Here is a 12,810-nt window from a genome sequence, read left to right on the forward strand (position 1 = left end):
CGAGGGCCCAACCGCTCACGCAGTCGACAGGGTCGATCGCTCGGGCCCGATTTTGGGGGCTAGACCCGGCGGGGGAACGGGCTATAATTGAGGGAATAGCGATTCGGAGGGTGAGTAGATGACAAGTTATGAAGCGGCGGTGGCGGCGATCCACCAGTTGCCCCGCCTGGCCAAGACCGGTGGTCACGAGCGGATCACGGCGCTGTTGGCGGCGTTGGGCCACCCGGAGCGCGGCCAGTACGTGCATGTGACTGGGACCAACGGGAAGGGCTCGACGGCCAATGCGATCGCGCACATCCTGATGGCCAGTGGGCTGACGGTCGGCCTGTACACGTCGCCGTTCATCATGCGCTTCAACGAGCGCATCGCGATCGACGGGGTGCCACTGGACGACGACCAACTGGCGCGCGCGTACGACGTTGTCGCCATCGCGTTGGCGTCGCTTCAGGCGGCCCAGCCGGGGTTCGGTGTGACGGAGTTCGAGTTCATCACGGCGATGGCGTTTTGGGTCTTTGACCACCAAGGCGTTGATCTGGCGGTGATCGAGGTGGGGATCGGCGGGGATACGGATTCGACGAACGTGATCACACCGCTGGTCAGCGTGATCACCAGCGTCGGGCTGGATCACGCCAAGCTGCTTGGTAACACGCTGGCCAGTGTTGCGACCCACAAAGCGGGGATCATCAAGCCAGAGCGGCCCGTGGTGACTGCCGCGCTACCGGCTGAGGCGGCCGCCGCTGTCGCGGCGAAGGTCGCCACGACCCACAGCCGCTGGCTGGTCGACGGGCAGGATTTTGGCGTCGACCATGCGACGATGGTCGGCTGGGGGCAGCGGTTCAGCTACTGGGATGACCAAGGCCGCCTGGCGGCCCTTACGCTCCCACTGGTCGGCCAGATCCAGCAGCACAACGCGGCGCTTGCGATCCAGGCGAGCAAGCTGGCCGCGGCCGCCTTGCACTGGCCGCTGGCGTCCAAGGAGATCCGGCGGGGCTTGGCGGCCAGTCAGTGGCCGGCGCGCATGGAGAAGCTCAGTGATGACCCGCTGATCGTGATCGACGGGGCCCACAACCCTCAAGGAATCGCGGCGCTGCGCGACACGCTGCAGCAAGTGTTTGGCCACCAGTCGTTGACCCTGATCGTCGGGATCTTGGCGGACAAGGACGTCGCGCAGATGATCACGTTGCTCGAACACACGCCTTACCGGCTGTGGCTGGTGCCAGTGCCAGACAATCCTCGGGCTGAAGCGCTCGCGGATTATCCAGACGCCGCCAAGTTGCGGCGATTCGAGACCTGGCAGGCGGCGCTGGCCGCACACCTCGCGGACTACCGCGATGAGCCGGTCGTGATCACGGGCTCCCTGTACCTCGCAAGCGCCGTACGCCAGGCGTTGTTCGCGGCGCCGAACGCGTAATCTTCTCTAAACAGGAGTGGAGGCGCATCAGGATGCAGCCAAGAGAAGCGTTGCGGGCGCACGGGGCCAAGGCCCTGACAGACGAGGCACTGCTGCGCGTGCTGCTGGGCAGCAGCAGTGGGGCGACGCCACTGACGGCGACGACGACCGCGCTCACGGCCCGGTACCCGCAGCTGGTCGAGCTGGCCCACGTCGGCGTCGATCAGCTGATGGCCCTGCCCGGGCTCGGACCGGGAAAGGCCGCCTTGCTCTGCGCGGCTGTCGAGCTGGGGCGGCGTGTGCAGGTGCGCCAGCGGCTCCGGCACGGGCAGGTCGTCTCGAGCGCGGGGCTCGGCCGATCGATGAGCGCCCGGCTGGCCGGTGAGGCGCAGGAGGTGTTGGTCGCGGTGCTGACGGATGTCAAAAACGCGGTGATCGCCGAGCGCGTCGTGGCCCGCGGGGGGCTCGACCGGGCAATGGCCGACCCCCGCGTGGTCTACCGCGAGGCCCTGTTGGTGAATGCGGCCAAGCTGATCCTAGTGCACAACCACCCCAGCGGCGACCCGACACCGAGTCCGGCCGACCGTGAGCTGACGCAGCGGTTCGTGGCCGCCGGCGCCGTGGTGGGCATCCCGTTACTGGATCACTTGGTGGTCGGTGGCGCTAGCTTTTACTCGTTTGCCGCGGCGGGCAAGATATAAGATTTTGCAAATTCGCGTTGAAAAACCCTTGATAGTGCGGGGTATGCTATAATCATAGGGACCGAAAAAACGATGCAGTAGTTGAAGGAGAGAACATTTTGCTTGGATTAGGATCGAAAAACATCGGGATCGACCTCGGTACAGCCAACACCCTCGTGTACGTTGACGGGAAAGGGATCGTGACGCACGAGCCTTCCGTGGTCGCGAAAAATACGCAGACAGACGAAGTGATCGCGGTGGGGGAAGAAGCCCGAGCGATGATCGGCCGGACGCCGGCCACCATCAATGCGATCCGACCAATGAAAGACGGCGTGATCGCGGATTACGACACCACGGCCGCGATGCTCAAGTACTTCATGGACAAAGCGCTCGGCGGCAAGGGCAACCACCCGCAAGTGATGATCTGCGTGCCGAGTGGCGTGACGGAAGTCGAGAAGCGCGCCGTGATCGATGCGGCGAAGGTCGCCGGGGCCAAAGACGCCTTCGTGATCGAGGAACCTTACGCTGCGGCGATCGGTGCCGGGCTACCGGTCATGGATCCGACGGGGAGCATGGTCGTCGATATCGGTGGTGGGACCACCGACGTGGCGACGATCTCCCTGGGGGGGATCGTCTCCAGTCGCTCCATCCGCATGGCCGGCGACAAGATCGACGAGTCGATCGCGACGTACATCCGCCAGAACTTCAGCCTGCTGATCGGGGAGCGGACCGCCGAAGACATCAAGATCCAGATTGGCTCTGCGTCCGTCGACCAGGCCAAAGACATCGAAAGCATGACTATTCGCGGGCGTGACCTGCTGACCGGTCTGCCGAAGACGATCGATATCTCGGCGGTCGACGTGGCCACTGCGATGAATGAGATCGTGCTGGCGATCATCGATGCGATCAAGGAGACGCTGGAAGAGACCTCGCCCGAGATCGCCGCTGACGTGATCGACCGCGGGATCGTGCTGACCGGTGGGGGGGCGATGCTCAAGAACCTGCCGGAAGTGATCTCTGATGCGACGAAGGTCCCCGTGTTTGTCGCCGAATCGCCGCTGGATTGCGTCGCGATCGGCACCGGGGAATCCCTGAAGAACATCGACGTCTTGAAGAAGCACTAATTGCCCGCGCGGGTTCATGGGGCCGGTGACCAACCATTTGGTTTTGGGCCGGCCCGTTTTTGTGCCGACCCGCGCCTGACGCGACGTCTGGAGGTACGCAATGCAGAAGTTCTTTTCGAACAAAAAAATGATCGTGCTGATGATCGCCTTGCTGGCAAGCCTCGGCTTGATCTTCAGCTCGATCTCGGTCCGCAACAACCAGTCGGCGCCGCCGCTGATGCAGCAGATCGGCAACGATGTGGTCGGCATCGGTGCGCGGGTCGTCTCCGGTCCGGCGCGCTGGATCAAGTCGGGCCTCGATGACGTCAACGACTTGCTCAACGCGTTTCAGGAGAACAAGCGGCTGAAGGCGCAGATCGATGACCTCGCGCAGACGAAGGTCCGCAACCAGACGCTGTCGCGCGAGAACCAAGCGCTCAAAAAGCAGCTCAAGCTCAACGCGACGCTAACGGATTACGGGCAGATCTCGGCTACCGTGACCTCCCGCACCCCGGATGACTGGCGCAACGTGCTCTTGATCGACAAGGGCTCAGGCGCTGGCGTCAAGAAGGGGATGCCGGTGATGTCTGGCTCCGGTCTGCTCGGGCGCGTCGTGGAGATCTCCAAGACGCAGGCCAAAGTCGAGATGATCTCGACGGACAACCGCGCCGCGGACCGCTTTGCCGCCTCGATCCTGACGACCAGCGGCAAGACGATCAACGGTGTGGTCACCGGGTTTGCCGAAAAGTCCGGTGAGCTGATCTTGGGTCAGATCAACACGGAAGAGGACATCAAAAAAGGGGAGAAGGTCGTCACTTCCGGTCTGGGCGGGGCGACGCCTAAGGGGCTGTTGATCGGCACCGTCGTCAGCATCAAGAAAGACGACTTCGGCCTGGCCAACACCGTCTACCTCAAGCCGGCGGCTGACCTGCACGATGCCTCTGTCGTGACGGTGATCGACCGGACGATCGAAGGTGACAGCGATGCAGAATGATAAGCCATTCACCGGTCACGGCTGGGTCGCGCTGATCCTGCTGGTGGCGCTCCTGCTGGACGGGACGCTGACGCAGGTCTTCGCCCAGTGGGTGATGACGCCCGCTGTGACCGGCGTGCCGCAGCTGACGCTGATCGCGCTTTTGATGATCACGCTGCAGCTGCCCGACGAGGCCTACATCGTCGCGATCGCCGGGGTGGTCGGGCTGGTGTTCGACAGTTTTTACACCGGCATGCTGGGCGTCCACATGCTGCTGTGGCCGTTGCTCGTGTACGTCGTGCGACAGATCGAACCGCTGGTGCCGCGAACGGCCCTGTACGTCGGCTCGGTGGTCATCATCGGGTTGACGGCGTACCTGGCGGCGTATTACTTCGTCAGCCGCTTCCTCGGTAGCACCACGGCGACGCCGATCGACCTGATCGCCCACCACATCGGCCCGGGACTGGGGATCAACCTCGTCTTGTTCGCCTTGAGTTACGCGCCGCTGACCCACTTGCTGGCGCGCCTCAAGCCTGAATCGCACGCGTAGCGATCCACCGCAGTTAGCGGTGGATCTTTTTTTGGTGGCCGGCGATGCACGCGCAGAAGTTTGGCTGAACCGCTACAAATCTGGCTGGAGTGTGCGATAATGGAAGGATAGAAACGAGATTAACGGGGTGAAAACGTGGAGGCAGTCACACTTAAAGGACGCAAGGCGGGGTTTGAGTTGCAACTCGCGGACTGGGCAGGGATGACCGAGATCACGGCGCAGCTGCAGACGCTACTTGAACGCCTGGCACAGGATACGCCAGAGGGGAGCGTCGATTTTTCGATCGAGACCGGTGACCGGCTGTTGCCAGAGGCACAGCTGGCCCAGGTCCAGCAGGTGTTCGATGGGTTCCCGCGCTTTGCGATCAAGTCGGTCCACGCGGAAGTCGATCACGTCGCGCCACTGCGGCAGCGCTTCTTGGCGCAAAGCGTCCACCTGGTCGGCGGGATCATTCGCTCGGGGCAGGTGCTCGATTACACGGGCGACGTGCTGTTCACCGGCACGCTACATCGCAGTGCGACGTTGCGGGCGACGGGGAGCATTTTTGTGATGGGCCCCGTCGAAGGGCTGTTGATCGCCGGCTTCACCGGCGATCAAGACGCAGTGATCGTCGGTGACATCAGCGGTGCCGGTCAGGTCCGGATCGCCGATACGGTCGAGGTGATCGAGAAGAACACGTATGGCCCGCAGACGCTGTGCTACATCAACGATCTGCACATCTTGGATCACGGCGAGCTCGGGGCACTGGGTAAGCTGCGGCCCAAACTATTCCGCAAATTGGAGGACTTGTAATGGGAAACGCACTGGTAGTGACGTCTGGTAAGGGCGGGGTCGGCAAGACGACGACCACCGCGAATATCGGGACTGCATTGGCCCTGCAAGGCAAACGGGTCTGCCTCTTGGACCTTGACATCGGCCTGCGCAACCTCGACGTCGTGCTCGGCCTCTCCAACCGGATCATCTACGACATCGTCGACGTGACCACGGGCCGCGCCAAGTTGCACCAGGCCCTGATCAAGGACAAGCGCTTCGATGACCTCCTGTATGTGCTCCCGGCGGCGCAAAATGCCGAGAAGGACGCCTTGGAGCCCGAGCAGGTCAAAGCCATCGTCGAGGCGCTGCGGCCGGAGTTCGACTGGCTGATCCTCGATTCACCGGCGGGCATCGAGCAGGGGTTCCGCAACGCGGTCGAAGGGGCAGACGGGGCGATCGTCGTGACGACCCCGGAGATCAGCGCGGTCAGCGACGCCGATCGCATCGTCGGCTTGCTCGAGCAGCGCGACATGGTCTTCCCGCCGCGGCTGGTGATCAATCGCATCCGCCAGCACATGATGACGGACGGCCGCGCGATGGACGTGACAGAGATCACCAAGCACCTCGGGATCGACTTGCTGGGCATCATCGTCGACGATGATTCGGTGATCGCGAGTTCCAACAAGGGCGAGACGGTGGTGATGGACCCAGATGACCTGGCGAGCCAAGGCTACCGCAACATCGCCCGGCGCCTGCTGGGCGAAAGCGTGCCGCTGATGAACATCGAGCAAAAAAAAGTGGGCTTTTGGGCCAGATTATTTCGGCGGCAGGGTTGACAAGTGTGTTGGGGCTGAGTATTATCTAAGACAATCATTCAAAACGTTGATTGGAAATGGCGCAAGCGCAGTGACCCAAGCGAATCCGGAACGGTGGGAGCCGGATGTCACCCTTTGTGCCTCACATCCAAGAGTGCCTGGCTGAAAGCCAGTAGGTCAGGCCGGTTGAGCTCGTTATCGCTGTGGTTGAAAGACCATGTGAGGCCGCCTTGGTGACAAGTCGGCAACATTGAGGTGGTACCGCGCGAGATGCGCCCTCATACAGCAGTTGCTGTGTGAGGGCGTTTTTTGTTCCCGGGCCCATGGGCTTTCAACCACGCGAGGTCAGTGTGGTGACGCACTGACGAACTGAGGTGGCACCACGCAGACGCGTCCTCTTATCCGGCAACGGGTAGGCGGGCGCGTTTTTGCGTCCGTGCCCGCTGCACCACGATTGAATGATCGGGCTCAGCGCCCGTGACACTTTGCCAGACCTGGGCGACCAGGCGCTCTGAGGAGGAAACAACATGGACTATATTTCATCGATACTACCCGCATTGCTCTCAGGCACCAAGATGACGCTTGCCGTCTTCGGCCTGACGCTGCTCGGGGCGATCCCGCTGGGCATGTTGCTCTCAGTTGGCCTGATGCGCCGGGAACGGCCCGGGGAATCTGCCGTGAAGAAGTGGTTCTTCCGCGGCCTGAAGGGGTTGATCGAGGGTTACGACTGGGTCTTCCGCGGGACACCGCTGTTGCTTCAGCTGATCTTCGTCTTCTACGGGTTGCAGATGGTCGGGATCGTCTTTCAGCGCTTCGACGCGGCGATCATCACCTTCGTCTTGAACTACGCGGCGTACTTCTCCGAGATCTTCCGCGGGGGGTTCGATGCCGTCGAGGAAGGCCAGTTCGAAGCCGCGACGGTCTTGAACCTGACGCGGTGGCAGACCTTGCGTTACGTCGTGATCCCACAGGTCTTGAAGATCGTCCTGCCGTCCATGGGCAACGAGGTGATCAACCTGGTCAAGGACTCCAGCCTGGTCTACGTGATCGGGCTAGGCGACTTGCTTCGCGCCGGCAACATCGCCTCGGCGCGCGACGTGACCCTGGTCCCGCTGATGCTGGTCGGGGTGATCTACCTGCTGATGACGCTGGTCTTGACCTTCGTTCAAAAGAAGATCGAGAAGTCCTACGACTACTTCAAGTAAACCGGCGGCGCGCCAGGGAGGAAAACAGATGCTAGAATTGACAGGCATTACCAAGCAGTTTGACACGCAGGTGGTCTTGAAGGACGTCTCCTTGAAGATCGAAGACCAAAAAACGCTGGCCATCGTCGGGCCGTCCGGTGCGGGGAAGACCACGCTGCTGCGCATCATCGCGGGGCTGATCACGGCTGATAGCGGCCGCTTCACTTGGAACGGCGAGGCGACCACCCCGGCCCAGCTGCGCAAGGACGGCGTGATCGGCGTCGTGTTCCAGAGCTTCGAGCTTTTCCCTAACATGACGGTGCTGCGCAACATCACGCTGGCCCCGACGTTACAGGGGCTCAGCGCGGCGGACGCCAAGGCACGGGCCCTGAAGTTGTTGGCCGATCTCGACTTGGCCGATCAGGCCGAGGCCTTTCCGTTCTCCCTGTCCGGGGGCCAGAAGCAGCGCGTGGCGATCGCCCGCGCCTTGGCGTTGAACCCGAAGATCTTACTCTACGATGAACCGACCAGCGCGCTGGACCCGAACTTACGTCAAAGCGTCGCGAACCTGGTCAACGCGGTCAAGGCGCAGGGGATGACGCAGGTCGTCGTCACGCATGACATGGACTTCGCGCAGAGCGTCGCAGATACGACATACACAGTCACTAAGTAGGAGGAATGGATCATGAAAAAGAAATTGATTTGGCTTTTGATGTTAGGACTGGCACTGTTCGCGGTGGTCGGCTGTGACCGCTCGGCCCAGTCCGATGACGGTTGGACCAAGATCAAAGACGCGAAGAAAGTCGTGATCGGACTCGATGACACCTTCGTGCCGATGGGGTTTCGCCAGAAGAACAACAAGCTGGCCGGCTTTGACATCGACCTGGCGCGGGCCGTCTTCAAGCGCTACGGGATCAAAGTCGACTTCCAGCCGATCGATTGGTCGATGAAAGAGACCGAGCTGAAGAATGGCTCGATCGATCTGATCTGGAACGGTTACTCGATCACCCCGGCCCGCCAAAAAAAGGTCGCCTTTTCGGATAGCTACATGGCCAACAATCAGATCCTGGTGACCAAGACGAGCGCGAACGTTAAGCAGATGAGCGACATGAAGGGCAAGACCTTGGGGGTCCAGACGGGCTCAAGTGGTGCCGAGGCGCTGGACAACAGCCCGAAGCTGCTCAAGCAGTACATCAAAGATCAAGACCCGGTCCTCTACGATACGTTCAATGAGGCCTTCCTTGACCTGAATGCCGGCCGGATCCAAGGCATCTTCATGGATGAAGTCTACGCGCGCTACTATGTGGCCCACCAGGCTGACCCGTCCGCGTACCGGATCCTGACCGGGAAGTTCACGGCCGAGAAGTTCGCCGTCGGGCTGCGCAAGTCGGATAAGACGCTTCAAAAGAAGCTCAACTCGGCCTTCAAGGCGCTGGAACAAGACGGCACGATGGCTAAGCTAAAGACGAAGTGGTTCGGCAATAACTGATCGCCTCAAGCCTGTGACACAAAGCGGGCGTCGCCCAGCGTATAAGCGTGGCCCCTGGTCAACCTGCACTCAAGGTTGGCTGGGGGCCACGCCTGTTTGCGGGCTTGGCCCTCGAACGCAGTGCGGCAGATAGGCGTTCGAAGGGGCGGGCTGATGGCGCATGTGGTTCTGGCCTCGGACCGCACCGGGCGCCGCTACTGAGGCCTGACCCCTTCTTGGGCGCCACTGCGACGCTCAACGCTGATCAGACCGGGGGCGTCAGGGCACCGAACCCAAGCTTCGCGGCGGTGCGCTGATTGGCCCCGGGGTATCGGCGGCCTACCGCGTTTTGGCGGCGCGTCAGCGCGTGTTATAATGAAACTCATATCGAGGAAGGGGTGTGGGGGACATGTGGGGCTGGCTGATCTTGGGGCTGGTATTGGTCGTCAATGCCGGGCTGGCGTTGATTACGATGCTGCGTCGCCCACGTGAGATCTCGGCGACTTGGGGCTGGCTGTTAGTGCTCCTGATCCTGCCGGTGATCGGGTTTGGGTTCTACGGGCTATTCGGGCGCAAACTGTCTACGAACAAGCTGAACGCGATGGCCACCCAGCACCGGCTAGGGATCGACCAGATGGTGGCGGCTCAGCGTGAGGCGGTCGCGGTGGGGCAAGACCTGATCGGGAACCACCAAGCAGCCGGTGTGCCAGAGCTGGTGCGCGCCTTGCTGCAGGTCGATGCCGCGCTGATCACAACGCTCAATGACTGTCAGCTGATCAGCACGCGCACGGCCTTTGAGACGCGGTTGTTTGCAGACCTGGCGGCCGCGCAGACTCAGATCCACATCGAGGCGTACACGATCGAGCCCGATGCGACCGGGCGCCGGTTACGGACGCTGCTGTGCGCCAAGGCGCGCGCTGGCGTGCGGGTCCGGGTCGTGTACGACACGTTCGGCTCTCACCGGTTGAGTCCGAAGTTCTGGCAACCGCTGATCCTGTGCGGCGGGTCTGTTGAGCCGTTCATCGCCACGCGCTTCGGGCGCGCGAACCCCCGGATCAACTTCCGTAACCACCGCAAAGTGATCGTGATCGATGGGCGGATCGGCTACATGGGTGGGTTTGACATCGGCAGCTCACCGCGCCGGCGCCCGATCGCCCACGACACCGAGCTGCGGCTGACCGGTCAAGCGGTCGCGGTGCTTCAGGCGCGCTTCTTCATGGACTGGAACACAACGGCGAAGGTCCAAAAAGTCGACTTTCACCCGCAGGATTTCCCCCCCGCACCAGACACAGGGACGACCACCTTACAGATCGTGGCCGGTGGGCCGGAGCAACCCCTGGAGGCGATCAAGCTGGGGTACCTGCGGCTGTTGGGGATGGCCAAGCACAGCATCTGGGTCCAAAGCCCGTACTTCGTGCCGGATGACAGCCTGATCGACGCCTTGGCGATCGCCGCGAATTCCGGGATCGACGTGCGGATCATGGTCCCGCGGCGGACCAATCAACCGATGATGGCGCGGGCCACGCGCTTTTACCTCGATCGGCTGGTCCGCGTTGGTGCACAAATCTACTATTATAATGATGATTTTTTGCACAACAAGACGGTGGTGGTCGACGGGCAGTTCTTGGCGACAGGCACGGCGAACCTCGATATCCGCAGCTTCCGGCTGAATTTCGAATTGGCGGCGTTCATCTACGACAAGACGCTGGCCCAGCAGGCGGCCGCGCTGTTCACCGCAGATATGGCCCGCGCGACGCACTACACGCACGCGATGGCGAAGCGCAAGCCCCGCCTGACGCGGCTGGGCGAGGAACTGTCGCGGCTGTTGACCCCGATCCTGTAGTTGTCAGGTCAGATCAACTATGTTATAGTCAGCGAGTAAGACAACTAAACATGTGCGACCGTCACAAAGGGGGAGCCAATGGCTGAGAGTGGGGAGACCCAGACCCTTCGAACCTGTTCGTTAATACGAGCGTAGGGATTTGTGAATGCCGATTATTCGGCCTTCTTTGTGCGCGGGTCACCACAGAGGAGGCTTTTTGTATGTCCAAAACTAAGGACAAACTGTTGGTATTGATGGAGATCGCGATCATCGCGGCGTTTGCAATGGCCCTGGAGTACGTGCCACATAAGACCGGGATCAGCTCGGTGCAGATGAGCTACGGCGTCATCCCGATCAGCGTGCTGGCGCTGCGCCGCGGCGTCGGGGCCGGGCTGGTCGCTGGCTTCACTTGGGGGCTGCTGGACATGCTGCTGATCGGGATCGGTGAAGGGTCGGTCCTGAACGTGGGGCAGGGGCTCTTGGAGTACCCAGTCGCCTTTGCGGTTGCTGGGCTGGGCGGGCTGTTTGCCGGGCGGCTCCAGACGGCGCTGAAGCGCGACCAGCGCACCGCCAGTTTCGCCTGGGCCTGGGCGGCCGTCTTGCTGGGCGATGTGGCCAAGTACTTCTGCCACTTCCTCGCCGGGTGGATCTTCTGGGGGTCGTATGCGCCTAAGGGGATGCCGGCGTGGCAGTACTCGCTGGTGATCAACGGCGGGAGCGCGCTGGCCACAGGGCTGCTGAGCCTGATCGTCATCTCCGTTTTGGTGACCAGCATCCGGACCCTATTCTTACCGAAGCAAGTGCAGAAGCTGGGTCACGCCTAGGGGCCAAGCACGAAAAAAGCGCGGGGCTTGAGGCCCCGCGCTTTTGCGTGTCGGTTTAGAAGGCTGCAAATGCCATTGCGACCGCACCGAAGACGGTGACGATGAGCATCGCGACCGCTGCGATGTGGGTGATATACCAGAACTTAGACCGCTTCTGTTTCACCATGAACACCACCTTTGCTATTTACGGTACAGTTTACCTGTTTTTGGCGCAGGCGGCAATCAAAATCTGCACCCACGCGTGAAGCGGCGGCTTTCCCTGCTGGCCCAAAACCGGTATAGTAACAGTGGAGGGAAAGTTATGACAACGATCTTGATTTTTGCCCTACCGCTGTTCGGCTGGACATTCGTGCTGGCGAGCATGGCGGCACATTTTCGCAATAACCTCTTTTACTTCGCCGCGGTCGGCTTCAACCTGCTCGCGCTGTGGCTGATGCGCACGCCTGCCACAGCCGACATGATCTGGCTATGCCTGTTTTGCGCCGTCGCCATCGCGATCCTGCTCGTGATCGACCGCGTCGCGCGCGACTACGACCTGCTGATGACGGTGTACACCCACTGGCTGAGTCGCACGCTCCTCATCGCCACCACGATCTGGTGGCTGACCGCACTGATCGTCAGATAAATAGGGCTGGGTCCCCACCCAGTCCCACCATGATAACGGCCTTGTGATGCCTGTCACCACAAGGCCGTTTTTGTGTGCGCCGGCGGAAAAGGGGCGAACACCAGTTTTGTCAAGGCTTTTTTAGAGGATTTGTGGTGGATTGTGGGGGGATGTGGTAGACTGAAAATAACAATATCAGGGGAGGTGTCGCCATGTTGATGGGTGAGTTTCATCACAGCATCGATGCGAAGGGCCGGTTGATCATTCCGGCGAAGTTTCGCGAGCAGCTGGGTGCGAATTTTGTGCTCACCCGCGGCATGGACGGCTGCCTCTTCGGTTACCCGATGCCGGAGTGGGAGAAGTTGCAAGAGAAGGTCGCGACCCTGCCGCTGACCAAGAAGGACGCCCGGACGTTCACGCGGTTTCTCTACTCCGCAGCGACCGAGTGCGAGCTGGACAGACAGGGCCGCATCAACATCCCGAACCCCCTGATCACCCACGCCGGGCTGGCGAAGGGTTGCACGCTGGTGGGGGTCGCCAACCGCATCGAGATCTGGAGCGATGAGAAGTGGGCGACCTTTGCCACCGACGCCGAAGCCAACTTCGACGAGATCTCCGAAAATCTGATGGACTTTGGACTGTGA

General features: G+C 61.6%; 15 protein-coding genes and 1 riboswitch. Of the genes, 14 read left to right on the forward strand and 1 reads right to left on the reverse strand.

Annotation, left to right across the window (positions count from 1 at the left end; all coding sequences use genetic code 11):
* Positions 1 to 118: 118 nt before the first annotated feature.
* The 12 genes from HII33_RS07835 (at position 119) to thiT (ending at position 11,562) form a co-directional block, all read left to right on the forward strand.
* Positions 119 to 1,411: a bifunctional folylpolyglutamate synthase/dihydrofolate synthase gene (locus HII33_RS07835; RefSeq protein ID WP_179395247.1), complete on the forward strand. Its 1,293-nt coding sequence runs from the start codon at positions 119 to 121 to the stop codon at positions 1,409 to 1,411.
* Positions 1,412 to 1,443: 32 nt separating this feature from the next.
* Complete coding sequence (gene radC / locus HII33_RS07840) at positions 1,444 to 2,091, forward strand: RadC family protein (protein WP_179395248.1); 648 nt, start codon at positions 1,444 to 1,446, stop codon at positions 2,089 to 2,091.
* Between the two features lie 98 nt (positions 2,092 to 2,189).
* Complete coding sequence (locus HII33_RS07845) at positions 2,190 to 3,194, forward strand: rod shape-determining protein (RefSeq protein ID WP_179395249.1); 1,005 nt, start codon at positions 2,190 to 2,192, stop codon at positions 3,192 to 3,194.
* A gap of 100 nt (positions 3,195 to 3,294) precedes the next feature.
* Complete coding sequence (gene mreC, locus HII33_RS07850) at positions 3,295 to 4,167, forward strand: rod shape-determining protein MreC (RefSeq protein WP_179395250.1); 873 nt, start codon at positions 3,295 to 3,297, stop codon at positions 4,165 to 4,167.
* The gene (mreD, locus tag HII33_RS07855; protein WP_179395251.1) at positions 4,157 to 4,696 is read left to right on the forward strand and encodes a rod shape-determining protein MreD; all 540 of its coding nucleotides are present in this window, start codon (positions 4,157 to 4,159) and stop codon (positions 4,694 to 4,696) included. Before mreC ends, mreD begins: the two co-directional genes overlap by 11 nt.
* 135 nt (positions 4,697 to 4,831) lie before the next feature.
* The gene (locus HII33_RS07860; RefSeq protein WP_179395252.1) at positions 4,832 to 5,488 is read left to right on the forward strand and encodes a septum site-determining protein MinC; all 657 of its coding nucleotides are present in this window, start codon (positions 4,832 to 4,834) and stop codon (positions 5,486 to 5,488) included.
* Complete coding sequence (gene minD / locus HII33_RS07865; protein WP_179395253.1) at positions 5,488 to 6,285, forward strand: septum site-determining protein MinD; 798 nt, start codon at positions 5,488 to 5,490, stop codon at positions 6,283 to 6,285. The genes HII33_RS07860 and minD overlap by 1 nt, the downstream gene beginning before the upstream one ends.
* Positions 6,286 to 6,791: 506 nt before the next feature.
* Positions 6,792 to 7,469, forward strand: coding sequence for an amino acid ABC transporter permease (locus HII33_RS07870; RefSeq protein WP_179395254.1), 678 nt, complete (start codon positions 6,792 to 6,794; stop codon positions 7,467 to 7,469).
* Between the two features lie 28 nt (positions 7,470 to 7,497).
* Positions 7,498 to 8,121, forward strand: coding sequence for an amino acid ABC transporter ATP-binding protein (locus tag HII33_RS07875; protein ID WP_179395255.1), 624 nt, complete (start codon positions 7,498 to 7,500; stop codon positions 8,119 to 8,121).
* Positions 8,122 to 8,133: 12 nt separating this feature from the next.
* Positions 8,134 to 8,937 carry an amino acid ABC transporter substrate-binding protein gene (locus tag HII33_RS07880; protein ID WP_179395256.1) on the forward strand — a complete coding sequence of 268 codons (804 nt, stop codon included), beginning with the start codon at positions 8,134 to 8,136 and terminating at the stop codon, positions 8,935 to 8,937.
* A gap of 388 nt (positions 8,938 to 9,325) precedes the next feature.
* Complete coding sequence (cls, locus tag HII33_RS07885; RefSeq protein ID WP_179395257.1) at positions 9,326 to 10,759, forward strand: cardiolipin synthase; 1,434 nt, start codon at positions 9,326 to 9,328, stop codon at positions 10,757 to 10,759.
* A 58-nt stretch (positions 10,760 to 10,817) separates the two neighbouring features.
* Positions 10,818 to 10,914, forward strand: a riboswitch (TPP riboswitch).
* A gap of 45 nt (positions 10,915 to 10,959) precedes the next feature.
* A complete protein-coding gene (thiT, locus tag HII33_RS07890) occupies positions 10,960 to 11,562 on the forward strand; it encodes an energy-coupled thiamine transporter ThiT (RefSeq protein ID WP_179395258.1) in 603 nt (200 codons plus the stop codon).
* A gap of 55 nt (positions 11,563 to 11,617) precedes the next feature.
* Here the strand turns inward: thiT and HII33_RS07895 are convergent, their stop codons facing one another.
* Positions 11,618 to 11,728, reverse strand: coding sequence for a DUF4044 domain-containing protein (locus tag HII33_RS07895; RefSeq protein WP_179395259.1), 111 nt, complete (start codon positions 11,726 to 11,728; stop codon positions 11,618 to 11,620).
* Between the two features lie 135 nt (positions 11,729 to 11,863).
* Between HII33_RS07895 and HII33_RS07900 the strand changes: the two genes are divergently transcribed.
* Positions 11,864 to 12,187, forward strand: coding sequence for a hypothetical protein (locus HII33_RS07900; RefSeq protein WP_179395260.1), 324 nt, complete (start codon positions 11,864 to 11,866; stop codon positions 12,185 to 12,187).
* 191 nt (positions 12,188 to 12,378) lie between these two features.
* Positions 12,379 to 12,810, forward strand: coding sequence for a division/cell wall cluster transcriptional repressor MraZ (gene mraZ / locus HII33_RS07905; RefSeq protein ID WP_179395261.1), 432 nt, complete (start codon positions 12,379 to 12,381; stop codon positions 12,808 to 12,810).

This window comes from Lacticaseibacillus absianus (assembly GCF_013407595.1).
Taxonomy (GTDB): Bacteria; Bacillota; Bacilli; order Lactobacillales; family Lactobacillaceae; genus Lacticaseibacillus; species Lacticaseibacillus absianus.

Coding starts and splice junctions, on each gene's coding strand:
- HII33_RS07835 (WP_179395247.1), top strand. CDS start 119: ATGACAAGTTATGAAGCGGCGGTGGCGGCGATCCACCAGTTGCCCCGC.
- radC (WP_179395248.1), top strand. CDS start 1,444: ATGCAGCCAAGAGAAGCGTTGCGGGCGCACGGGGCCAAGGCCCTGACA.
- mreC (WP_179395250.1), top strand. CDS start 3,295: ATGCAGAAGTTCTTTTCGAACAAAAAAATGATCGTGCTGATGATCGCC.
- mreD (WP_179395251.1), top strand. CDS start 4,157: ATGCAGAATGATAAGCCATTCACCGGTCACGGCTGGGTCGCGCTGATC.
- minD (WP_179395253.1), top strand. CDS start 5,488: ATGGGAAACGCACTGGTAGTGACGTCTGGTAAGGGCGGGGTCGGCAAG.
- HII33_RS07870 (WP_179395254.1), top strand. CDS start 6,792: ATGGACTATATTTCATCGATACTACCCGCATTGCTCTCAGGCACCAAG.
- HII33_RS07875 (WP_179395255.1), top strand. CDS start 7,498: ATGCTAGAATTGACAGGCATTACCAAGCAGTTTGACACGCAGGTGGTC.
- HII33_RS07880 (WP_179395256.1), top strand. CDS start 8,134: ATGAAAAAGAAATTGATTTGGCTTTTGATGTTAGGACTGGCACTGTTC.
- cls (WP_179395257.1), top strand. CDS start 9,326: ATGTGGGGCTGGCTGATCTTGGGGCTGGTATTGGTCGTCAATGCCGGG.
- thiT (WP_179395258.1), top strand. CDS start 10,960: ATGTCCAAAACTAAGGACAAACTGTTGGTATTGATGGAGATCGCGATC.
- HII33_RS07895 (WP_179395259.1), bottom strand. CDS start 11,728: ATGGTGAAACAGAAGCGGTCTAAGTTCTGGTATATCACCCACATCGCA.
- HII33_RS07900 (WP_179395260.1), top strand. CDS start 11,864: ATGACAACGATCTTGATTTTTGCCCTACCGCTGTTCGGCTGGACATTC.
- mraZ (WP_179395261.1), top strand. CDS start 12,379: ATGTTGATGGGTGAGTTTCATCACAGCATCGATGCGAAGGGCCGGTTG.